A 21197-nucleotide genomic window follows, 5' to 3' on the forward strand; every position below is an offset into this window, starting at 1 on the left:
CATCCCTGCAAGAAACATTAAAAACGATTTTTTTCTCATGTTTTGGTAATTAAGTGGTAATTAATGGTTAGTGAATGGAATTATTTTGAAAGCGTGTCAATCCTCCTTGGGAACCGATACCATCCGCCAGTTGGGGCTGTTCTTCGTCTCCAGGTGGAAGCCGTTGTGCGAATAGTCCCGGATGACTTTCTCCCTGGTGTTGTTGTCGTCGAATTTCCAGTATGCAACCAGGCCCTCCGATGCGGGGTCGATCTTGTAGAAATGGTCCGGAGCGTTGATCTCCTCTGAGGTGAGCACCTTGTTCCAAACGCGGATCTCGCCCATCATGCCGTCGAAACTGCGCTTGTCGTCGTAGGAGTAGCCTATCCAGAAGCAGCGGGGCTGGTTGTTGCTCTCGTCGGAGTGAGGAACCGCAAAATTGATTTTGTCGATCAGAACGGGGGTGCCCTGCTCGTCTTTCCTATCCGTGATGGTTTGTCCCGAGGCTTTGAGTTTCCCGTCCAGGTAGACGCAGATCATGCCCCGGTCGAACGTGACGGCGATGTGATACCAGCGGTAGAGTTGCAGCTTTAGCGACGGGGAGGTGATGTAACCGCGGTAGGTCGAACCCTCGTCCCGGGTGCAGAAAGCGACCTGTACCTGGTTCATCGGGATGTCGGCGTCTCCGACGCGCAGCAGGAAAACATCCTCGATGCCCATGATCGTCGAGACCTCCTTTTTGAACGAGTTGCCGTAGACGAGCGCTTCGAACGAGAACTGCTCCATATCCTTGACCGCTTCCGTATCGCTCGTCCAGCCGGGCCATGCGCAGTTTTCGTTCATGTCGACGACGACGTTGACCAGCGCGGCTTTCATGAAGACGAAATAGGCTGTCCGGGCGCTGGCCAAAACCTCCATGCCGTCGGCCGAGACGATGGTCATCGGCAGCACGTAACGCTCTCCATTCTCGATGGGCAGTCTGTCGAGATTGCGGAACGTGAAAGCGAGCGGCTCGCTCCGGACCAGTCCCGACTTGATGACGGCCGAAATCTGCGCGAAATCGTAATAGTCGCCCGTGGCGGGGAGCAGTTGGGCCGTGGGGTCGTCGTAGAACATCCGGTAACGGTCGAGCAGTTCGGGAGCTTCGGCAAACGAGACCGTGAGGTCTTTTGCAAGGGGTTGTGCCAGGGAGACGGTCAAATGGCTGGTCTGCTCCCGGGTGACGTCGAGCGCATCGCGCATGACACGGATCTCGGGCGTATAGCTCGCCGCCGAGATGAAGACCTTGTTATCGAAATGGTGTTTGCCCTCCTCATCGCCCTTGCAAGAGGTGAACGCCAGAGCCAGCAGGAGACACCACGTAAATCGGGATTTATTCATGCTCGTTTTCATTGTCGTTGTCGTTTTCGGGATTGAGGATACCGATGGCTTCGCGGATGTTTTTGTAGTTGGTCAGGTTATCGAAATAGTCGTTGGCGCCATCCAGCACGCAGAGGCCCCTCTTTTGGTAGCTGATCTTCGTGTCCGGGGTCGGGTCGACGACCCATTCGGCCGTAACCTGCACCGACGCGCCGCTCTGCACGCCGGTCTCGAGCGAGGGAATGGACGCTTCCATGACGAACCGGTCGGAGAATTTTGCGAACGCCTCCTCGGAGAACTTGTCGCGGGTATCGCGCAGGTGGTTGCGGGCCCACAGCGTCAGGTCCGACGCGGTCTTGCGGCTCGCATCGGCCACCAGGATGATGAATTTGCTGTCGGGCAGCAGCTCGGGACTCAGGAGGTTGGGCATATAAGCCGTACGCATGAAGAGCAGCATGTGCGGATTGCTCTGCCGCCACGTCTTGACGGCCGCCATGAAAGTCGCCTGCCCGTCGGCGATCTCGTCCACGGGAGAGGTCGTATAGGATACGACCACCCCGTCGAAGCCGTAGCGGTTGCAGTTCGCAAGCTGCTGCTCGGCCTGCGCCTTGCAATAGGCCGGGAACTTTTCGTCGGTGTAGTCGCTCTCGTGCTCCGTGTCTGCGGCAGCCTCTTTCAGGGCTTTCCAGGCGTCCAGAATCACCGCGTAATCCACGACATTGAGCGACTGCGTGCCTTTCGACGAGCGCACCTCCGAAAGCTCGGCCGCGATCGTCGGATGCAGGTCGTCGACATCGGTCATCAGCAGGTAGTCGACGCTGTCGGGCATGGCCGTGGGGTGCTTGTTCTGCCGGTTCGGCGCCGCGGAGGTGCCTTGGACGGTCATCATCACCACCTTGTGCCCGTTCTCGTCGGCTTTGAAATCGCGGAGCGATGCCAGGTAGGCCGGATCGGGCTGCCGCAGCTGCGGCAGGTAGTCCTTGTTTTCGGCTTCGGTCCAGTCGCTGCACGAGGCCAGAAGCGCCGCGGCGGCAAGAGCCGGAATGAGTATGTTTTTCATCTCGAATTTCGTTTTAAGCGTTTTCAACTGCGTAAGCGGTTATTTGACTTCGGGGTTGCAATCCCACCAGATGCGGGTGGCCATGTTGTCGCTGCCGCCCAGCATCTCGACGGCTTTGGCATAATTCTCCGCGTTGCTGGTGCGCTCCTCGGTGGGATAGGGCATGCGGCGGGCGCCGAGTTTCGAATTGACCACGCTGCTGCGGTTGGCCGTGGCGGGCAGCAGACGCGGGAATCCCGTGCGACGGTAGTCGGCCCACGCCTCGTTGCCCAGGCGCCAGTTGGCGATCCATTTCTGGGTGATGATGCGCTCCTGCATCTCCAGTTTCGAGGCATTGTCGTCCCAGGCCACGCCCAGGCGCGACAGGCTGTTGTCCTTGTCGCTGTTCACGCCGCCGTTGGGGTCGATGTAGGTCTGCGGTGGATTCGTGCCGGCGAGGTACTGCTCGACACCCGTCGCGCCCCACTGCTCGAACGAGAGGCGGACGCCCTCCTCGTAAAAATCCCTGCCCGTGCCGGCTCCCATGTTCATGTCGAAGACGGCTTTGGCTTCGGCTTTGAGGAATGCCACCTCGGCGGCGTTCATCCAGTAGAGCGGCGTCTCGGCGTCGTTTTCGAATTTCACGCCCGAGTATTTGCGTCCGATGGTATTGAGCGAGGGAATCTCGATGCCGCGGCGCAAGCCCACGTAGTCGATGTCTTCCCATTCGGACTTGATGAAATACTTCTCGCGGCGCGGATCGTCGTAGCCGTTCATGTAGCAGATGATGTCGGCGGCCGCGTGCGTGTCGCCTCCCGTGACCGAACCGTCCGGCTGGTTGTACAGACAGGCGGCGCGCAGCGGATTGCCGTCCTTGCCGAAAGCGGTCGAGGGCAGCTTGGCGATGTCGGCGTTCGAGGCGATGACGCCGATGGGGTTGGCGACGGCCTCTTCGGCCAACTGCCGGGGCGTTTTGCCCTCGGAACTGGTGAAATCGGTGTAGACGACGCGCATGGCCAGCCGCAGCTTCATCGAGTTGGCGAATTTGCACCACTTTTCGGCACTGCCCCCGTAAACAGGGTCGGTCGAGGCTGTGATGGCTTCGTTACTGTGCGCCGTCAGGGAGGCGATCGCCTCGTCCAGTTCGTCGAACATCTGCCGGTACACGTCGGCCTGCGTATCGTAGGGCACCTGAATCTTGCCGCTCACTCCGATCTCGGAGTAGGGAATCGGGCCGTAGGCGTCCGTTACGCGGTTCATGGCGCAGACCTTGGCGATCTTGGCGATGGAGCGCACGATCGGATCCTCCGAGATGCCCTCGAGCTTCAGCAGGTTGGAGTAGAGCACCGGGATGATCCGGTCGCTGTACATGAACACGCGCGTCCAGTCGTTGGTGGGGTTGTAATTGGAGATGGTCGTCTTCCAGCCGTTCTGCGAATCGGCGAGATAGCCGCCCTGCGTGCCGCCCAGCAGCGCGTCGGTGAACTGGGTGGTATTGACGTCGGGCGAGATGATCGTACCGAAAATGGCGTTGAGGTAGGATGCGACGGCGTAGCCTTTGCGCTGCATCTCCTCCTCGGAAACCTCGTAGGGATTGCTGTTTATTTCGAGGTAATTGCCGGTGCAGGCAAACCCGCAGCATGCGAGGGCCAGGGCGAAAACCGATTTTATTAGGGTGTTTTTCATAACGATTGTAGCTTTAGAATTTAAGTCTGAGGTTAAATCCTACATTCCGCAGCGACGGCATCATGAAGTAGTCGACTCCCTGATAGTAATTGCCGGTCGTGGCGATCGACTCGGGATCGAACGGCGCCTTGTTGTAGATCATCCAGAGGTTGCGTCCGACCACCGAGACGGTGATCTCGCAGACGTTGCGCAACCATTTGCGGGGAATGGTGTAACCGATCGAAGCCTCCTGCAAACGGACGTTGGTCGCCGAATAGGTGTAGAACTGGGGCAGAGCGTTGCCGCCGGCCACGGCCGAATACCAGACGTTGGCGTCTACCATGTCGCGGCCGTTGATGAGGACCCCGCCCCGGTCGCGCGCTGCGGCCGATGCCTCCGAAACGCCGAAGTAGTCGAGCGTGGCCTGCGTGCGGGAGAAGACGATACCGCCCAGCCGGGCCGTGACCATAAATCCGAAATTGAGGTTCTTCCAGCGGAAATCGTTGCGCCACGACATGTTGGCGTCGGGCAGTACGGAACCCAGCTTGATGAACTGTTTCACATCCTCGATCGATTTGGTGGGCAGATTGCCCTCCTCGTCGATATAGATGGCGTTGTTGTGGTCGTATGTCAGATCGACCAGCGAATAGAGGTCGCCCAGCGTGCCGCCCTCCATCAAGAGGAAACGGGCGTCTCCCAGACCGCCCATGTCGAGCAGGTCGAGGCTGAACTGTTCGCCGGTGGCCGGATTGATGCAGTTGTTGGCCAGCGAGGTGATTTTGTTCTTGTTGGTCGAGAACGTGTAGTTCGTGTCCCAGGTGAAATCCCTCCAGGTGTTGCTGTAACCCAATGCCAGCTCGATACCCCGGTTGCGGACGTTGCCCGACTGGATGATGATCGAGGAGTATCCCGAGCCGCCCGGAATCTGCGGGTCGAAAGTCTGGTTCTGCGTGCGCGAGTTGTAGTAGGTCACATCGAGGTTGAAATGTTTGAGAAAACGCATCGTAAGACCGACCTCGAACGACTTGGTGCGTTCGGGCTGCAAGTGGAAAGCCGGGTACTGCGTCTGGAGGTTCCAGCTCAGTCCGCTCTCATCCCACCCGTAGAGCGGATTGGAGATGTAACGCGCGAACGACACGCCCACCGAGGCGTACGATCCGCGCAGCTTGATGTAGGAGAGGTTCTCGGGCATGTTGCCGATGATCTGCGAGAGGACGACCGACGCGCCGACCGAGGGATAGAAGAACGACTTGGCGTTCGAGTGCGGACCGGCCAGCTGCGAGGGCCAGTCGTTGCGCCCGGTAAGGGTCAGGTAGTAGGCACCCTTGAAACCGATTTCGGCCGAGGCGAAAACCGACTGGGTCTGTTCGCGCCACCCCTCCTGCAACCGGGTGGTCCGGGTCGAGTTGCTCAGATTCTGGATGTTGAAGACGTTGGCCAGACCGGCTTTCTCGCCCGATTTGCCGTCGGAGATGGGACCGCGGATCTTCATGGATTCGTTTTTCATGTCCGAGAACGAAGCGCCGGCATTGACCTGAAGCGACCAGTCGTCGCCGAACGTCTTGTTGATGTTCAGAAGGGCGTCGCCGTACACCTGACGGTCCATGCTTTTGGCGATGCCGAAAAGTCCGTTCTCCGACAGTTCGGTCAGCTGCGTGTTGGTCGAGGCGTAGGCCTTTTCGGTGTAGGTGTTGTGCGAATTGTCGATGCGGATGCGACCCGAGACGTTCAGCCAGTCGAGAATATCGTACGAGAGCGCCACATTGAGCATGTAACGGTCCTTGCGGTTTTCGCGCAGGTTGCGGTAGTTGACCCAATAGGGGTTCTGCATGGTCATGCCGGCGGCGCCGATAGGCCAGTACTGCGTCGAGATCTTGTCCACGGGATCGTAGCGCTCGTACATTTTGATCTCTTCCCAATCGTTGCCGCGCGGAAAGAGGTAGGCGCCCACGATCGGGTTGTTATAGGTCCCCTGGTTGACCATGTTGCAGTCCTCTTGCAGCACGTAGTTGGCGCCCACGTCGAGCTTCATCTTGTCGCCGAGCAGCGAGGTGGTGTTGCGGAACGTGAAATTGTAGCGGTCGTAGCTGTTGTTGGGCACGATACCGCGGGAGTTGATCGCGGCGGCCGAGAAATAGGTCTGGTTGCGCTCCGTACCCGCCGAGAGCGAAATGCTCTCGCTGTTGGCGGTGCTGGTCCGGAAATAGTCCTCGCGGGGATCGTACCCCATCCGGTTGGCGCTGTTGAGCGCTTTGCCCCAGCTCAGGTGCTCGGAACCGTCGGGAATGCGCAGGTTGCCCGTTCCGTAGCGGTTCTGGAACGCGGGCAGGACGAACGGCGTCATGATCTCGATGCCGCTCGTGACGCTCACGGAAAGCTGCCCGGTCTTGCCTTTGCGGGTCGTTACGACGATAGCGCCGTTGGCCGCGTCCGAGCCGTACAGTGCGGCTGCGGCAGCGCCCGTCAGTACGGAGATGGATTCGATGTCCTCGGGATTGATGTCGGCGATGGGGTCGGTCGTACCCTGCGATCCGAACTCCGTGCTGCCCTCCTGCGCCTTGGTGAACATCGGTACGCCGTCGATCACATACAACGCATTCGAGGTCTGCGAGATGGATTTCATACCGCGCATGATGACTTTCGAGGCGCCGCCCACGCCGGCCGACGAGGCGTTGATGTTCACACCGGCGACCTTGCCGTTGAGCGAGTTGATGAAGTTGGCGTCCTTGTTGGCCGTGATGGCGTCGGCATCGACCTGCTGCACGTTGTAGGAGAGGGCTTTCTCCGAGCGCTTGATACCCAGGGCCGTCACGACGACCTGCTCGACCTCGATGGACGCGTTGGAGAGCGTAATGTCGAACGCGGTGCGCGTGCCGACGGGTATGACGCGCTTTTCATAACCGATGAAGCTGACCAGAAGCTCGGGATTGTCGACCGTAGCGGGGATCGTCAGGGTGAAATCGCCGTCGATGCCCGTGGTCGTGCCGTGGGTCGTGCCGTTGATGAGCACCGTGGCGCCGATCACGCCCGCGCCGCTCGTGTCTTTCACCACGCCCGAGATGGACGACGGTCTGGCCGCGACCGTGCGCTTCGAAAGCACGATGTTCGGCGCCGCAATCTTATAGGCGATGTCCGTGTCCCGGAACAGGCGCGTCAACACCTCGTTGAGCGGCTCCGAGTCGGCCTTGATCGACACGAGGCGCTGCGTGTCGATTTCGTCGGTGTAGAGGAAGAGATACTTGGTTTGCTTTTCGATTTCGTTCATGACGGTTTTCATCGGAACCCCGGTCATGTCGAACTTCACCGTCATTTTCTGCGTCTGGGCCGTGGCGGTCAGCGTGCAGAAAGAGGCGATGAAAATCAGCGTTATCAGGCGTTTTAGCTGCCCGATACTTAAACTTTTCATAGGTGTGAGATTAAGGATCAAAAGGTTGGCATTGGAATCACTCGATCTTTCCGCCGGTCACGTCCCGTTCTTGGAGCCGGACGGCGGAGCATACGAGTGTCTTTGACAGGGTCGGTCTCAGTTCATAGGATTATCGGTTTTAGATGATCTTTATATGGATGGTGTTCGATTCGTCGTCGAACGTATAGGTAAAGAAATTGCTCGTGGTCTGCACCAGCTTCAGCGCGTGGTCCACGCCGTTCGAGACCCGGATTTTGCCGTGATATTTCAGCCGGGGAATCGACTGCGGTTTGTCGACGGTGATCCGGATGCCGTAATAGTCTTCGAATTTGCGGATGACCTCTTCGAACGAGAGGGTGTTGAGATTCATCAGGCCCTCGATCCAGCGGAAATCATCCGAATCCGCGATCCGGTTGAGTTGGAGATGTCCGTCGATCAGATCGACCTGGTCGTCGGGTTGCAGGATGACGGATTCGTTTGTTCGGAGGTTCGAGATTTTCAGCCGTCCTTCGAGCAGCGCCGCGGAGAATCGCTGCGCGCCGGCGTCGGCACGGATGTTGAATTTCGTGCCCAGCACCTCGGCCTCGCAGGCGTACGTCTCGACGACGAACGGGCGCGCAGCGTCGTGCACCACCTCGAACAGGGCTTCGCCCGAGATGCAGACCCGCCGCTTCGAGGGGGAGAAAATCGAGGGATATTCCAATCTGGAACCGGAGTTGAGCCATACGGTGGTTCCGTCGCTCAGAACGACGGACATGCTCTGTCCGTTGGGGACGCTGATGGTCATCATCTGCCGGGCGTGGCGTTCGATGGTTTTTTCGGCCAGAAAGCGACCCGTCCATGCGCACAGGAGCAGCGCGGCTGCAATTCCGGCGCTCCACTGCGCCGCAATGCGCCAGCGCGAAGCGGTGCGTTTGCGTGCCGCGGGCTGCGTCGGAGCAGTCAGCATGTCGAGGTTGGAGATAAAATCGAGCCGGTCGAGTTCTTGTCGATTCTCCTCGGAGGCATCCAACCAGTCGAGCACTTCGATGAGTTCCTCCTGCGAGGTTTCGTTTCTCTGGTATTTAAGCAGCAATCGGGGGTCCATGTGTCGGTGTTATATGTTAATAACAAACACACGGAGGGGGTAAGTAGTAAAAACTGTAAGAATTTTCGGAAAAACTCAAAAAACCCTTGTACGGACCTATAAGGCGCTTAATACCACCGGCCCGAGAGCAGGATGGAAATGAGCGCTGCTGGGAGGTAGTCTTTCAGTTCGTTGCGCAGCAGAGCGAGCGCCCGGCGGATTTCGAAATTGACATGGCTGGACGTGATCCCCAGTTCGGAAGCGATCTGGTTGTAAGTCATATCGTGTAACCGGCTCAACAGAAAAACATTGCGGGTCATCTTGGGCATTTTGCGGACGGCCTGTTTCATGATCGCGCGAATCTCTTCGGAGAAGAGCAGGTTCGGGTCGCAGGCCGTCAGCGAGCGCACGTCGGCATGCAGCCGGCGCGTGAGCGACGAATGGATCTCCTGCTCGGCCCTGCGGTGGCGCATCTGTGCATTGAGGTAGTTGAGACAGCCGTTTCGGACAGAGGTGAGAATATAGGCGGGAATGTTGACGTCCCGGGGCAGATTTTCGTGCATCTCCCAGAAAGTCATGAAACTGTCCGAAACCAGGTCTTCGGCTATCTCCCGATCACGGACGTAACGGTATGCAAAGGTGATGAAACGGGGTTTGAATTCGAAAAATAACTTTCCGAATTCCGTGGGGGAGATGCTGTTTTTCTCGACGTCCGCCATCTGAAATCACATCTACCCGATACGCGAAACCAGGGAGGAACCCTGTTCGGAATTCCCGTGACACAAAATTCCCCCCCCCAGTAAAATTCCGGGCAAGGGGTCTTTAATAGCTTATTATATAGTGATTTAATCACTTCACACGGGTTTGCTTGACGTTCGTTTGCAACGCAAATATAGCGATAAAAGTTAAAATAGAACAATTTGCCGTGAAAGTTCTCCGATTCGGGGGCCCGCTCCCAGGCACAAAAGAACGCAGCAGCCCATAAGTGCTGCTGCGTAAGCGGATGGGCGGATAAAACTACCGGAAAGGGGAATCGGGCTCCCGGGACATGACCAGGTAGAACATCCGGTCGAGGAAAGCGGGGGCGAATTTCTTGACCAGGTGGGTGGCGCGGCCCTCGGCCTCCATCAGGCAGAGGCGCTTGCGGCGCAGAATGCCCCGGGCGATGTATTGCGCGACCTCGTTCGGGGTCATCATCTTCGACTCGTCGCGCGGGGTTTCGCCCTGCTGCGAACCGTCGGCCGTGAGGGCCGAGAACCGCACGTTCGAGGCGGTGAAACCCGGACAGGCGATCATCACGTGCAGCCCCTTTTTGAGGTTCTCGATACGCAGCGTCTCCAGAAATCCCGTCATGGCGTATTTCGAGGCCGAATAGCCCGTGCGGCCCGGCAGGCCGTGCAGCCCCGCCACCGACGAGACGCCGACGATCGAGCCCCGCGACGCCTGGAGATAAGGCAGCGCATACTTGCAGCAGTTGACCGTCCCCCAGAAATTGACATCCATCAGGCGGTGGAGCACCTCCAGGTCCACGTCGTCGAACGCGGCGCGCATCGACAATCCGGCGTTGCAGATCAGCACGTCCACGCCGCCGAATTCGCGCACGGCGGTGTCGATCAATTCCTTGCACTCCGCGGGCACGGTGACGTCCACGCCGCAATAGACGGCCTGGGCGCCCTTTGCGCGGAGGTCGCCCGCGATGAGTTGCAATTTCTGCACGTTGCGCGCGCCCAACACCACGCGGGCGCCCCGGGCGGCCATTTCGCGCGCGCAGGCCTCGCCGATACCCGACGAGGCACCCGTGACAACGACCACTTTATTCTTAAATTCTTTCATATCAATCGTTTATTTCCACTTGCAAGGTATCGTAGGCCAGATGTACGCCCGCCGGCAGTGTCGGCTCGGTGCGGGCATGGAGGCCGATCTCGTGGGACATGTGCGTGAGGTAGGCCTTGCGGGGCGCCACGCGGCGGATGAGGGCCAGGGCTTCCGCGACGTTGAAATGCGAGTAGTGCTCCGCAAAACGCAAGGCATTGACAACCAACACCTCCACGCCTCGGAGTTTCTCGATCTCCGCCTCCTCGATGGTCTTGAAGTCGGTGAGATAGGCCAGCCGTCCGATACGAAAACCCGTCACGGCGAAGCGCTCCGAGTGGTGACCCGAAACGGGCACGACCCCGACCCCCTTGACCGAAAAAGGCTTCGTGACGTCGATCTCGTGCAGTTCGATCTCGGGAACGCCGCGGTACTTGTCCTGCGCAAAGGCGTAGTCGAAATCCTTGCGCACGCATGCCAGCGTGTGCGGAGCGGCGTATATGTCTACCCGATGGATCGCTGCGGGATAGTCGACGAAATTGAAAGCCCGCACGTCGTCCAATCCGCCGATGTGGTCCTTGTGCTCGTGGGTCAGGAGGATGGCGTCGAGGTGCCGCACCCCCGTTCGGAGCATCTGGCAGCGGAAATCGGGCCCGGCGTCGATCACCATCCGAACGCCGCGCGTCTCGACCATCGCCGCCGTCCGCAGGCGGTTGTCCCGCGGGTCGGCCGAGGTGCAGACCTCGCAGCGGCAGCCGATCACGGGTACTCCCTGCGAGGTGCCGGTTCCTAAAAACGTGAGTTTCATCGGGGCAAAGATAGCAATTTTTCCGCCGATTCGTCCGCAAGCCGGCCGAACGACCGCGCGGGTCAGTGCTTGTGGCGAAAAAGCCCGGTGTGTGCGCACACACCGGGCTTTTTCGGGCTTAGCGGAGCCGAGGTTACATGCTCTGCTCGATGTTCCAGACAAAGGCGCGCGAACCCTGCATCCTGGTGGTGGCGTCCATCTCGCGGAAAGCCTCCATCAGCGGAGCGACCTTTTCGTCGTCGACGATGGCCAGCAGCGAAGCGTTCATCGAGGGCCATGCGTGGGTGCCGTAGTGGGGTTCGCCGTCCACCGAGCCGCGCCCCTCGGTCAGCGCCCAGCGCGTGAAGCCGCGGATGCCCTCGTCGTCGAGGATTTTGTTCACGCGGTCGGTCAGCGCCTGGTTATAGGATAAGAATACTGCTTTCATCTTTTTATCGTTTATGTTTATACCTCCTTTTCGGTGCTGTCGCCGCTCGTTTGCGGTCCGCAGCCAGCGGAGTGACATGAGCCGCAGGCAAAAGAACTGCTCTCCGCATCCGGGGGCTGCGGGCTGCCGCCGCCAAAAGGCGGCGCGACTTGCTCCCCTCGACTCGCTCGGGGATCGCCCCCTATTTCACCATTTTTAATTCTTAATTTTTAATTGTGAATTATGAATTCATAATTCAATGAATGCTCGCCTGGTGTTCGGCCGCAAGACGCGCCAGTTTCTCCCGCTCCTTGCGCTGCGAGCGGTTCACCAGGATCGAGTAGAGCACCGGCACGATGAAGAGCGTGAGGATGGTCGAGAACGTCAGACCCCCGATCACGGCGATACCCATCGGCTGCCAGGTTTCGGAGCCCGAACCCGTGCCCAAAGCCAGCGGAAGCATACCCAGGATGGTCGTGAACGAGGTCATCAACACCGGACGCAGACGGCTCTTGCCGCCGGCGATCACGGAGTCGAAGACGCCCGAACCGCGCTCGACCAAGAGGTTCATGTAGTCCACCATCACGATACCGTTCTTGGTGACGATACCCACCAGCATGATGGCACCGATTAGGGCGATCAGCGACAGCGGCGTGGAGGTCATCCACAGCGCCAGGAAGACGCCCGTGAAGGCGAACGGAATGGTGAACATGATGATGAACGGGAATTTCAGGGACTCGAACTGCGTGGCCATGACGATGTAAACCAGAATGACGATCAGTGCGAACAGGGTCAAGAGGTCCGAGAAAGCGTCGCCTTGGTCCTCGACCGTACCGCCCACCTCGAGGTCCACGCCGTCGGGCAGCGGGTAGTCGTCGATCATTCGCTGCACCTCGGCCACCACCTCGCCCAACGCCACGCCGGCGCCGAGCGACGATTTGACCGTGATGACGCGCTGGCGGTTCTCGCGCTGAATCTCGGGCGCCGCATACTCCTCTTCGACACGGCCCACCTCGCTGAGCTTGACCGGACGGCCCTGGGCGTTGTAGAGGGTGATGTTCTCCACGTCCTCGACGCGCGTGCGGAACGGTTCGCCGTAGCGCACGATGATGTCGTACTCATCGCCGTCCTCGCGGAATTTCGAAGCCACCAGGCCGTCGATGCGGTTCTTAACGGCCTGCGACGCCGTGGCGCTGTTCATGCCGTAGTAGGCCAGGCGGTCGCGGTCGAAGACGACGTTGTATTCGGGACGCAGGTCGTCGCGCGAGAGCTGCACGTCGCGCGTGCCGGGCAGTGCAGCCAGTTTCTCCTTGAGGTCGTTGGCGATGGCGTTCGTCACGTCCATGTCGTAGCCGAAGACCTTGACGTCGACCGTCGACGAACCGCTCATGCCGCCCGACTGGCCGCCCGGGGTGACCGTATACTGCCGCACCTCGGGGATGCGGTCCAACTCGCGGCGCAGGAGGTCGGAGATGACATAGATCGAGCGGTCGCGGGTCTCGACGTCCTCCAGACGCATGTTGTAGTTGATGATATGCGACCCCGTGGTCTGCATCGCCGCAAAGGCGTTGTCCGAGGAGTTGGCGCCTGCCGAAGCCGACACGAGCACGATCTCGGGGTAGTTGGCGTAGATGATGCTGTCGATCTGGCGGGCGATGCGCGCCGTGTATTCGACCGAGAGGTTCTGTTCGAGCTTCACGGTGGCCGAGATGCGGCTGTTGTCCGAGGGCGGGAAGAACTCCGTGGGGACCTCGCGCAGCAGCAGGAGCGACACCAGGAAGAGCCCCATCATCGAAAAGACCGTAATGCGGCGGTGGCGGACCACCCAGTCGAGCGAGCGGGCGTAGACGTTGTCCAGCCACACGAGGGCCCGGTCGATGGGTTTGTAGATCACGCCCAGCCCCTTGTAGTCGTGGGTGCCGCCTTCGAGCTTGAGCATGTAGGCCGACATCATCGGCGTGAGCGATATGGCCGCCGTGGTGGAGACGCAGACCACGATCGAGACGATCCAGCCCAACTCGCGGAACAGGATACCGGCCATGCCCGGCACCATCGTCAGCGGAAGGAAGACCGCCACGACCACCAGCGTGGTGGCGATGACCGACAACCACACCTCGTTGGTGGCGTAGATGGCTGCCTCCTTGGGGTTCGAACCCCGCTCGATGTGGGTGGTGATGTTTTCGAGCACCACGATGGCGTCGTCGACGACCATGCCGATGGCGATCGAGAGCGACGAGAGCGAGATGATGTTGAGCGTCGACCCCGTGGCGAAGAGGTAGATGAACGAACAGATCAGCGAGACGGGGATGGTCATGCAGATGATGAACGTCGCGCGCCACCGGCCGAGGAAGACCATGACCACCAGCACCACGAAGATGAAAGCGTACATGATCGTCTCCGACAGCGAACCGATGGCGTCGGTGATCTCCTGCGAACCCTCGAAGATCAGCTCCATCTTCACGTCCTGGGGCAGCGAACGCTGGATAGCCGGCAGGCGGGACTGGATTTCGTGGACAATATTGACCGTATTGGCGCCCGACTGCTTCTGGAAGATCACGCGCACGCCGCGCTGGCCGTTGACGCGCTCGTCCATCGTCGCCTTTTCGAGCGTATCGCGGATCTCGGCCACGTCGGTGAGCATCACCGTGCGCCCCCCGGCGTTCGAGACGACGACCTTTCGGAGTTCGTCCGAGAGTTTGAACTCGCCGTCGGCCTTGATGTTGAACGTATTGTTGCCCACGTCGATCGTGCCGCTGGGAATGTTGACGTTCTCGGCGGCGATGAGCTGCCCTAATTGCTCGACCGAAAGGCCGTAGGCGTCGAGTTTCTTGGGATCGACATTGACCTGCACCTCGCGCTCGGGAGCGCCGATGATCGACACGGCGCCCACGCCGTCGACGCGGTTGAGGACGTTGACCAACTTGTCGTCGAGAATCTTGTTCAGCGCCGGGTAGCTCTCCTCGGCCGTGACGGCGAGCATCATCACGGGGATCATCGAGGTCGAGAACTTGAAGATCGTCGGGTAGTCCACGTCGTCGGGGAGCATCGACTGCACGCGCGAAACCACGTCGCGGATCTCGTTGGCCCCCTCGTTCAGGTCGGAGCCGTATTCGAACTCGACGGTGATCATCGAGACGTTGTCCTGCGATTTGGAGGTGAGCTTCTTGAGGTTGTTGACCGTATTGAGGTTGTCCTCCAGGACGCGCGTGATGTTGGTCTCGATGTCGGCGGCATTGGCACCGGGGTACATGGTGATGACCGAGATTTGCGGTATCTCGATCTCGGGGTACTGGTCCACCGCGAGGTTCATCAGCGAGAAGAGGCCCATGACGATCACACCGACGAACAGGAGGATCGTCGAGATCGGTTTGCGGACCGCGCTTTCGTAAATTTTCATGGTCGGGGACGCTTATTCGTTCTTGATTTCGACCGGTGCGCCGTCGTAGAGTTTCGACAGGGCCGTAGTGGCCACCCGCTCGCCGGGCGCAACGCCCGAAAGGATGTCGACGCGATTGCCGACCTGACGGCCCACCTCGACCGAGCGGCGCTCGGCCACGCTGTCACGCACGACATAGACATAGCGTTCGGCGGTGCCGACCTGCTTCTGCACCGAGACGTCGGGAACCAGGACGCCCTCCTTGTGGCCCATGTTGAATCGCGTGCGGGCGTACATTCCCGGCCGCAGCGTGCGGCTGGCGTTGGGAACCTTGACCTCGACCTTGAACGTGCGCGTCGAGGGGTCGAGCGCCGGATAGATCAGCGAGACCGTGCCCCGGAACTCCTTGTCGGGGAAGATGTCGACCGCCAGATCGACCGGCATGCCCACCTTGACGTAGGGAAAGTACTGCTCCGAGATGTTGACCACGACTTTCAGGGGGTCGATCTGCATGATGTGCAGGATCGGCTGCTGGGCGAAGAGGTCGCCCGACTCGTAGTTGCGGGCCGTGACGACGCCCGCAATCGGGGAGCGCACTTCAATGTTTTTCTTCAGGTTGGCCACCACCTCGCGCTGCACGTCGAGCTGGGCCTTGGCCTGCTCGATCTGCTGGTCGGAGATGCCTCCGGCCTCGTGGACGGGCCGCAGGCGGTTGTAGTCGTCCTCGACGGTTTTGAGCTGCACCAACTGCTGGGTGTATTGCGTGGGGTCGAGCGAGACGACCAGCTGGCCCTTCTGCACGTTGTCGCCCACCTCGACCAGGATGCGGTCGATGTGCACGCCCGCCACGGCCGGCGTGATGTCGTTCTCGCGGTAGGGTTCGATCTCGGAGGTGAACTCCTCGGTGAGCTGCACCGTGGCCTTTTGGGCCGCCTCCACGCGCGTAAGCACCCGCTGCTCCCCGGCGGCGACCTCGACACTCTTCTTTCCCGTGCAGCCGGCAAGTGCCGCCGCCGCAACCAATAGCACTGTTACTCTTTTCATATTCGCTGTATTTTTTTCGATTCTCGATTAGTATTCGCGCCCGACGATGCGGTCGTATTCGGCCTTGGCCGAGAGGTAGTCGTAGATGGCCTGCGAGTAACTGAGCTGCGCCTGGGTCTGGGCCAGCTGCGCCGAGTTCAGCTCGAGGATGGTGCCCGCACCCGCGCGGTAGCGGGTGTCGGAGATGCTGTACGCCTTGCGCGCCTGCTCGACCGTGCGCTCCTGGGCGTACATGGTTTCGCGTGCGGTGAGCAGGTCGTTCAGCGCCGAGCGCACCTCGACATCGATCTGCTGGCGGGCGTAGTCGCGTTGCAATCCGATCTGGGTGATCTGGTTCTTCAGTTCGCGCGAGCGGTTCATCTTCGTCAGGCCGGCGAAGATCGGGATATTCAACTGCAACCCGGCCGAGATGGGGTGTTGCCACCAGAATTTCGAGCCGTCGAGCACATCGCCCGCCGAGCCGGAGCCGGAGCCCGAGCCTCCCTCGCCGCCCTCGGCGCCGCCGCCGAAAGCGCCCAGTTTGGTCATGTCCATGTCGTTACCGGTATAGGTGGCCGAGAAGAACGCCGCCACCGTAGGCCAGCGGCTTGCATTGGCCACCTTGAGCTGGCGGCGCAACAGCTCTTCTTGCAATTCGAGCGTGCGCAGGTCGGAGTTCTCGGTGATGTCGGTCGACAGGCCGTCGGTGCCCGCCAGCACCCGGTCGCGCATGGCGTCCAGCTCGCCCGCGACCTCGATTTCGACCTCCTCGGGGATCGAGAGGTACATTTTGAGCAGCAGCTTGGCCACCTTGATCGAGTTCTCGGTCTGGAGGATCGAGGGTCGCAGGTTGCTCAGCTGCACCTGGGCCGTCAGCAGGTCGTACTCCGAGGCCAGTCCGTTGCGGTACTGCAACTCCGTATCGTCGACCGTGCGCTGCACCGTGGCCTCCGATTCGCGCAGCACGGCGAGCGACTGCTCGGACAGCAGGATGTTGTAGAACGCCTTTTTGACCTCGGCGACCAGCGTGATGCGCGACCCGCGCGCCGCTTCGACGGCGGTGGCCATCTGGGTATCGTTCAGCCGCAGCGTGCGGAACACCGTCGGAGCGAACAGCGTCCACGTGGCGTCGCCCTGCGCCGTGAGCGTATTGTCGGCGCCGAACGAGAGCCCCTTGGTCATGCTCTGCTTGACGATCGAGCGGGTGTAGGTGCCGCCCACCGAGATTTGCGGTATGAGGTTGCCCCACGTCTGCCGTTTCACGTAGTCGAAGCGCTGCACCTCGAGCTCCGCCACGCGAATGGTCGGGTTTTCGCTCAGGGCGATCTCCACCGCTTCGGGGAGGGTCAGCCGCAACTGCGCCCGGGCCGGGACAAGCCCCGCCGCCGCAAGCGACAGGATCAGAATCACTCTTTTCATTATCTTCACTCTTTTTGATTATTGCCGCTCCTTGCCCGGCTCGTAACGTTTGAGGTAGTCGTCGATCAACTCCAGCCCCTTGGCCGTCGAGATGCCGCGGAAGAAATTGCTGACGATCTGCACGAAAGCCTCGCGCTCGGAGATGCCCTCGGGGAGGATCAAATCCTTGCGCGTCACCAGCGCCGAAGCCGTGTAGTAGAGCACCGTGATGGCCAGGTCGATATGGATCGAATCGACGAAAAGCCCCTGCTCGATGCCCTCGGTGAGCATCGAGCGGAACTCCTGGCGGTTCTTCTCCGTCCCCTCGCGCACGAGCTTGTCGTAGACCGCCGGGTAGAATTTCTTGAGGTTGTCCATCATCCGGCTCGTGACGTCCGAGTGGTCCATCACGTTGCCCAGGACCATGAACATGCGCTCGAGCACGTTGCGCGCACCGGCGCTCAGGGTCGCCCACTGCAACCGGTTGTGCTCGAAATAGCACACCATCGCCTGGTACAAGAGCCCCTCCTTGTCGCCGAACTGCTCGTAGAGCGTGCGTTTCGACACGCCCAACTGCTGCGCGATATCGTCCATGCGCACCGATTTGATGCCCTGCGCGACGAACATGTGCATGGCCTGCTCGATGATTCTTTCCTTTTGCGTCATGGTATATCCGGGTGTTTTCGTGTGCAAATATAGTCAAGAAAACTTATAAAACAAAAAAAGTTTTCTGTTTTTTGCAGTTTTTTACGTGGCACGCGAAAAAAGGCGTCCTCTCGGACGCCTCGAAACGGATTGCGGAGTTCGGATCAACTCCCCGTGCGAGACGTGGGAGCACAGGTCGAGCGATCGAACGGCACTTCGAAGACAAAGCGGCAGCCCGCGGTGTAGAGGGGATCGATCTCGAGCCGTCCGCCCAGTTTGCAGGCGATGATGCGGCAAACGGGGAGCCCCAGTCCGGTGCCCTGCGAAAAAGCGTCGAGTTTGACGAAGCGTTCGAAGACCTCCTCGCGCTTCTCGGGCGGAATGCCCGGACCGGTATCGGTCACCGTGAAACGCGCCAGTCCCTCCTCCATCAGACAATCATAGGAAAGGGTAATCTGGCCCTGAAGCGTGAATTTGGCGGCGTTGTGCAGCAGGTGCAGCAGCACCTGGCGAATCCGGCGGGCATTGGTGAAGAGCTGCGGATTATCGTCGGAGGGCTCGACGATCAGCGCAACGCCCTTTTTGATCGATCCGGCGATCTTGTCCGCGCATTCGCGGCAGCAGCTGTTCAGTTCGCAGAAATCCGTCGCGGGGAGCATATCGGCCTGGTCCAGAAAAGCGATGTCCAGCACGTCGTCGATCAGCCGCAACAGGTTGATGCTGCTCGTTTCGATGATCCGGGCGTACTCCTGCGTCGCGGGATCGTCGCGGTAGAGCGACGAGAGGACCTGCGAGAAACCCACGATCGAGTTGAGCGGCGTGCGTACCTCGTGCGACATGTTCTGGATGAAACCACTCTTCATGCTGCTGGCACGCTCGGCCTCCTCTTTGGCGCGCAGCAACTCCTCGCCTGCGGTTTTCAACTCCTCGTTCTGCGAGCGTACGCGCTCCTCGGAGGATTTGAGCCGCCGGTTGAGTTTCATCAGCCGCGCAAGACTCAGCCCGCCCAGAAGCAGCACGCAGGCCAGCGAGAGGATTACGAGGTAGGTATTGCGCAGGCGCTTGCGCTGCATTTCGAGCTGCAATTCGCGGGTCTCGCTTTGCAGCCGCCCGATTTCGAGCAGCCCCGAAAAGTCGTCCGTCGCGTTGCGCACCTCGGAATTGCGCACCGAATCGGACTGGCGGACATAGGCGCGGTAGTTCTCGGCCGAGCGCCGCGTATCTCCCATCCGGTAGTAAATGTCGCCCATGTCGCGCAGGACGCCGAAATCGCCGAACTCATCGAGGGCCTCCTCCGCGTAGCGCAATGCACGCGGATAGTCTCCGGCGGCCTTGTAGTATTCGCGCCGGATGAATCCCAAGCCGCGGGTGTAGACCTCCATCGAGGGGTCGTCGCGGAAGAGCCGCTCGATCTCTTCGAGCCGGAGCCTGGCCGCCGCCAGGTCTTTCCGATAAATATGGTAGAGCGCCCAGCCCTTGGCGACCGTGAACCGCTGGTAGGTGCTCATGCGGGGCTGCGTTTCCGCGCGTCTGAGAGCGACCAGCGCCGAGTCGGGCATGTCGAGCTCCAGGGCGCACTGCGCCAGCGACGCATACTGCGTGGGAATGTTGATGTCGTCGATCCCGTGCCGTTCGAGCTGCTCCAGCCCGCGGCGGAAATTGTCGTAGGCGGGGCGAAAAGCGTTCTGCGAGATGTAGATATTGCCCAGCAACCGGTAGCAGTCGGCAATGCCCTGTGCATAGTCGTCGGCCTGCGCCTCGGCGAGCATCCGGCGGCACTCGTAGACCGCCAGGCTGTATTCGTTCTGCTTGACGTAGTAAGTGATCAGGCGGCTGCCCCAGACGAAATAGTAGAAATAGCGGTAGTGCTCCTTGCCGTGCGCCACGCAGAACGCCTGCACTTGTTTCACGTGATCGAGTATCTGCGCGCGGTCGTCGGCGTAATAGTAGTGGTCCAGCTTCAGGCAGCGGGCAATGACCTCTATCCGCACGTTGCCCGAAGCGGCGGCCCGCATCCGGAGCGTATCGCACAGGGCCGGGCCCTCGGGCGTCTTGATCCGCCCCTTGCAGTAATGGTAGTAGGCCGTCAGCAGGCTGTCCGTATCCGGTGCGGCCGTCGCAGCACGGCCGTACGGCGGAAAGACGGCCAGGAACAACCCGATGATAAGAAGACGGAGACGAGACGGCATGGCTTACTGAAGCATGATTGACCGTACAAAGGTAGTAAAAAAACGCGAAAAACCATGTGGTCGCCCCCCCCCGATACCTACAGCCCGGGAGCGAAGCGCGCACGCAAACATCCGCGGGCTGGGAAGCGGCTTCATCCCCGCTGTCGGCGTCGCTCTGTGCGATAGGTTCCGGGAGAGACTCCTTTCCGTTTTCGGAACATGCGGTTGAAATGGGGTGTGTCGCCGAACCCCACGCTGAAGCAGATGCCGGAGACCGGCAGGGAGGTCGTCGCAAGCAGTTCGCACGCCGTGTCGATGCGGTAGTCGTTCAGGTAATCGAAGAACGTCGTTCCGCGGCAGCGCCTGAACCAGGAGCAGAAAGCCGAACGGTTCATGCACATTTCGGCGGCGATCTCATCGAGCGTGATCCGGCTGGCATAGTGGCGCATCACGTAGGTGCAGACCTGCTGCATGCGTTTGACGTCCCTTTCGATACGCACGGCACGGCCCGCCGAGGTGCAGTCAGCCGCGGTGAACAGCAGGGGCAGCAGGCCGAGCAAGCGGCACAGGCGTCCCGGCTCGTCCGCGCCGTTCATCTCCACGAGCGCACGACGGATCGGCCGCGCGCTTTCCGCCCCGAAACGGAGCGCCTCGCGCGGGAACGCAATGCCCGACAGCCGGTTCCGGATTTCGGGAAAGGTCTCGATGCACTGCTCCACCAGCGAGTGCCTGAAAGCAACCATCAGGTAGCGGACATGCCCCGACGGATCGGCTTGGGCGGGGTCGTACTCCCAGCGGTGCAGCATCGAGGGCGGGATAAGGACCACATCGCCCTCCGCAAAGGATTGCAGCGCATCGCCCGCCATCCGGCGTCCACGTCCGCGGGTGACGAAAGTGAGCTCCCACGCATCGTGCCGGTGCAGAGGCGCCTCCAAGGCGGGCGGAATGCGGACATCCACGAAAAAGAGAGAGTGATTCTGCTCGTCGGGCAGTTCGTAAGGGGTAATCGTTTCTTCCATCGAATGCAAATATACGACAAGAATTAGA

General features: G+C 60.4%; 15 protein-coding genes. All 15 read right to left on the bottom strand.

Features of this window, described 5'->3' with window-relative positions:
• Positions 1–96 precede the first annotated feature (96 nt).
• On the bottom strand, positions 97–1359 hold the full coding sequence (locus ACMQ11_RS01455) for a DUF1735 and LamG domain-containing protein (RefSeq protein WP_418990883.1): 1263 nt from the start codon (positions 1357–1359) through the stop codon (positions 97–99).
• Positions 1352–2398 (bottom strand): glycoside hydrolase family 18, encoded by a 1047-nt coding sequence (locus tag ACMQ11_RS01460; RefSeq protein WP_418990884.1) that lies wholly within the window; start codon positions 2396–2398, stop codon positions 1352–1354. Before ACMQ11_RS01460 ends, ACMQ11_RS01455 begins: the two co-directional genes overlap by 8 nt.
• 39 nt (positions 2399–2437) lie before the next feature.
• Positions 2438–4063, bottom strand: a complete 1626-nt coding sequence (locus tag ACMQ11_RS01465; RefSeq protein ID WP_418990885.1) for a SusD/RagB family nutrient-binding outer membrane lipoprotein — start codon at positions 4061–4063, stop codon at positions 2438–2440.
• Positions 4064–4076: 13 nt separating this feature from the next.
• Positions 4077–7448: a SusC/RagA family TonB-linked outer membrane protein gene (locus ACMQ11_RS01470; RefSeq protein WP_418990886.1), complete on the bottom strand. Its 3372-nt coding sequence runs from the start codon at positions 7446–7448 to the stop codon at positions 4077–4079.
• Positions 7449–7587: 139 nt separating this feature from the next.
• Entirely contained in the window at positions 7588–8535 is a 948-nt protein-coding gene (locus ACMQ11_RS01475; protein WP_418990887.1) for a FecR family protein, read from the bottom strand.
• A gap of 107 nt (positions 8536–8642) precedes the next feature.
• Positions 8643–9233: an RNA polymerase sigma-70 factor gene (locus tag ACMQ11_RS01480; RefSeq protein WP_418990888.1), complete on the bottom strand. Its 591-nt coding sequence runs from the start codon at positions 9231–9233 to the stop codon at positions 8643–8645.
• 298 nt (positions 9234–9531) lie between these two features.
• Positions 9532–10347: an SDR family oxidoreductase gene (locus tag ACMQ11_RS01485; RefSeq protein WP_418990889.1), complete on the bottom strand. Its 816-nt coding sequence runs from the start codon at positions 10345–10347 to the stop codon at positions 9532–9534.
• Position 10348: 1 nt separating this feature from the next.
• Positions 10349–11134: an MBL fold metallo-hydrolase gene (locus ACMQ11_RS01490; RefSeq protein ID WP_418990890.1), complete on the bottom strand. Its 786-nt coding sequence runs from the start codon at positions 11132–11134 to the stop codon at positions 10349–10351.
• A 133-nt stretch (positions 11135–11267) separates the two neighbouring features.
• Positions 11268–11561 carry a PG0541 family transporter-associated protein gene (locus ACMQ11_RS01495; protein ID WP_418990891.1) on the bottom strand — a complete coding sequence of 98 codons (294 nt, stop codon included), beginning with the start codon at positions 11559–11561 and terminating at the stop codon, positions 11268–11270.
• Between the two features lie 235 nt (positions 11562–11796).
• On the bottom strand, positions 11797–14937 hold the full coding sequence (locus ACMQ11_RS01500; protein ID WP_418990892.1) for an efflux RND transporter permease subunit: 3141 nt from the start codon (positions 14935–14937) through the stop codon (positions 11797–11799).
• Positions 14938–14949: 12 nt separating this feature from the next.
• Positions 14950–15960, bottom strand: a complete 1011-nt coding sequence (locus ACMQ11_RS01505) for an efflux RND transporter periplasmic adaptor subunit (protein ID WP_418990893.1) — start codon at positions 15958–15960, stop codon at positions 14950–14952.
• 27 nt (positions 15961–15987) lie between these two features.
• Positions 15988–17358: a TolC family protein gene (locus tag ACMQ11_RS01510; protein ID WP_418990894.1), complete on the bottom strand. Its 1371-nt coding sequence runs from the start codon at positions 17356–17358 to the stop codon at positions 15988–15990.
• Positions 17359–17376: 18 nt separating this feature from the next.
• Complete coding sequence (locus tag ACMQ11_RS01515; RefSeq protein ID WP_418990895.1) at positions 17377–18003, bottom strand: TetR/AcrR family transcriptional regulator; 627 nt, start codon at positions 18001–18003, stop codon at positions 17377–17379.
• Positions 18004–18146: 143 nt separating this feature from the next.
• Positions 18147–20171, bottom strand: a complete 2025-nt coding sequence (locus ACMQ11_RS01520; RefSeq protein ID WP_418990896.1) for an ATP-binding protein — start codon at positions 20169–20171, stop codon at positions 18147–18149.
• A 131-nt stretch (positions 20172–20302) separates the two neighbouring features.
• Complete coding sequence (locus ACMQ11_RS01525; protein WP_418990897.1) at positions 20303–21169, bottom strand: AraC family transcriptional regulator; 867 nt, start codon at positions 21167–21169, stop codon at positions 20303–20305.
• Positions 21170–21197: the final 28 nt, after the last annotated feature.

The organism is Alistipes sp., from assembly GCF_048465575.1.
Classification (GTDB): domain Bacteria; phylum Bacteroidota; class Bacteroidia; order Bacteroidales; family Rikenellaceae; genus Alistipes.

What these genes read in the sequence shown, in the direction of transcription:
- ACMQ11_RS01455 (WP_418990883.1), bottom strand. Translation starts at nt 1,359, where the DNA reads ATGAATAAATCCCGATTTACGTGGTGTCTCCTGCTGGCTCTGGCGTTC.
- ACMQ11_RS01460 (WP_418990884.1), bottom strand. Translation starts at nt 2,398, where the DNA reads ATGAAAAACATACTCATTCCGGCTCTTGCCGCCGCGGCGCTTCTGGCC.
- ACMQ11_RS01465 (WP_418990885.1), bottom strand. Translation starts at nt 4,063, where the DNA reads ATGAAAAACACCCTAATAAAATCGGTTTTCGCCCTGGCCCTCGCATGC.
- ACMQ11_RS01470 (WP_418990886.1), bottom strand. Translation starts at nt 7,448, where the DNA reads ATGAAAAGTTTAAGTATCGGGCAGCTAAAACGCCTGATAACGCTGATT.
- ACMQ11_RS01475 (WP_418990887.1), bottom strand. Translation starts at nt 8,535, where the DNA reads ATGGACCCCCGATTGCTGCTTAAATACCAGAGAAACGAAACCTCGCAG.
- ACMQ11_RS01480 (WP_418990888.1), bottom strand. Translation starts at nt 9,233, where the DNA reads ATGGCGGACGTCGAGAAAAACAGCATCTCCCCCACGGAATTCGGAAAG.
- ACMQ11_RS01485 (WP_418990889.1), bottom strand. Translation starts at nt 10,347, where the DNA reads ATGAAAGAATTTAAGAATAAAGTGGTCGTTGTCACGGGTGCCTCGTCG.
- ACMQ11_RS01490 (WP_418990890.1), bottom strand. Translation starts at nt 11,134, where the DNA reads ATGAAACTCACGTTTTTAGGAACCGGCACCTCGCAGGGAGTACCCGTG.
- ACMQ11_RS01495 (WP_418990891.1), bottom strand. Translation starts at nt 11,561, where the DNA reads ATGAAAGCAGTATTCTTATCCTATAACCAGGCGCTGACCGACCGCGTG.
- ACMQ11_RS01500 (WP_418990892.1), bottom strand. Translation starts at nt 14,937, where the DNA reads ATGAAAATTTACGAAAGCGCGGTCCGCAAACCGATCTCGACGATCCTC.
- ACMQ11_RS01505 (WP_418990893.1), bottom strand. Translation starts at nt 15,960, where the DNA reads ATGAAAAGAGTAACAGTGCTATTGGTTGCGGCGGCGGCACTTGCCGGC.
- ACMQ11_RS01510 (WP_418990894.1), bottom strand. Translation starts at nt 17,358, where the DNA reads ATGAAAAGAGTGATTCTGATCCTGTCGCTTGCGGCGGCGGGGCTTGTC.
- ACMQ11_RS01515 (WP_418990895.1), bottom strand. Translation starts at nt 18,003, where the DNA reads ATGACGCAAAAGGAAAGAATCATCGAGCAGGCCATGCACATGTTCGTC.
- ACMQ11_RS01520 (WP_418990896.1), bottom strand. Translation starts at nt 20,171, where the DNA reads ATGCCGTCTCGTCTCCGTCTTCTTATCATCGGGTTGTTCCTGGCCGTC.
- ACMQ11_RS01525 (WP_418990897.1), bottom strand. Translation starts at nt 21,169, where the DNA reads ATGGAAGAAACGATTACCCCTTACGAACTGCCCGACGAGCAGAATCAC.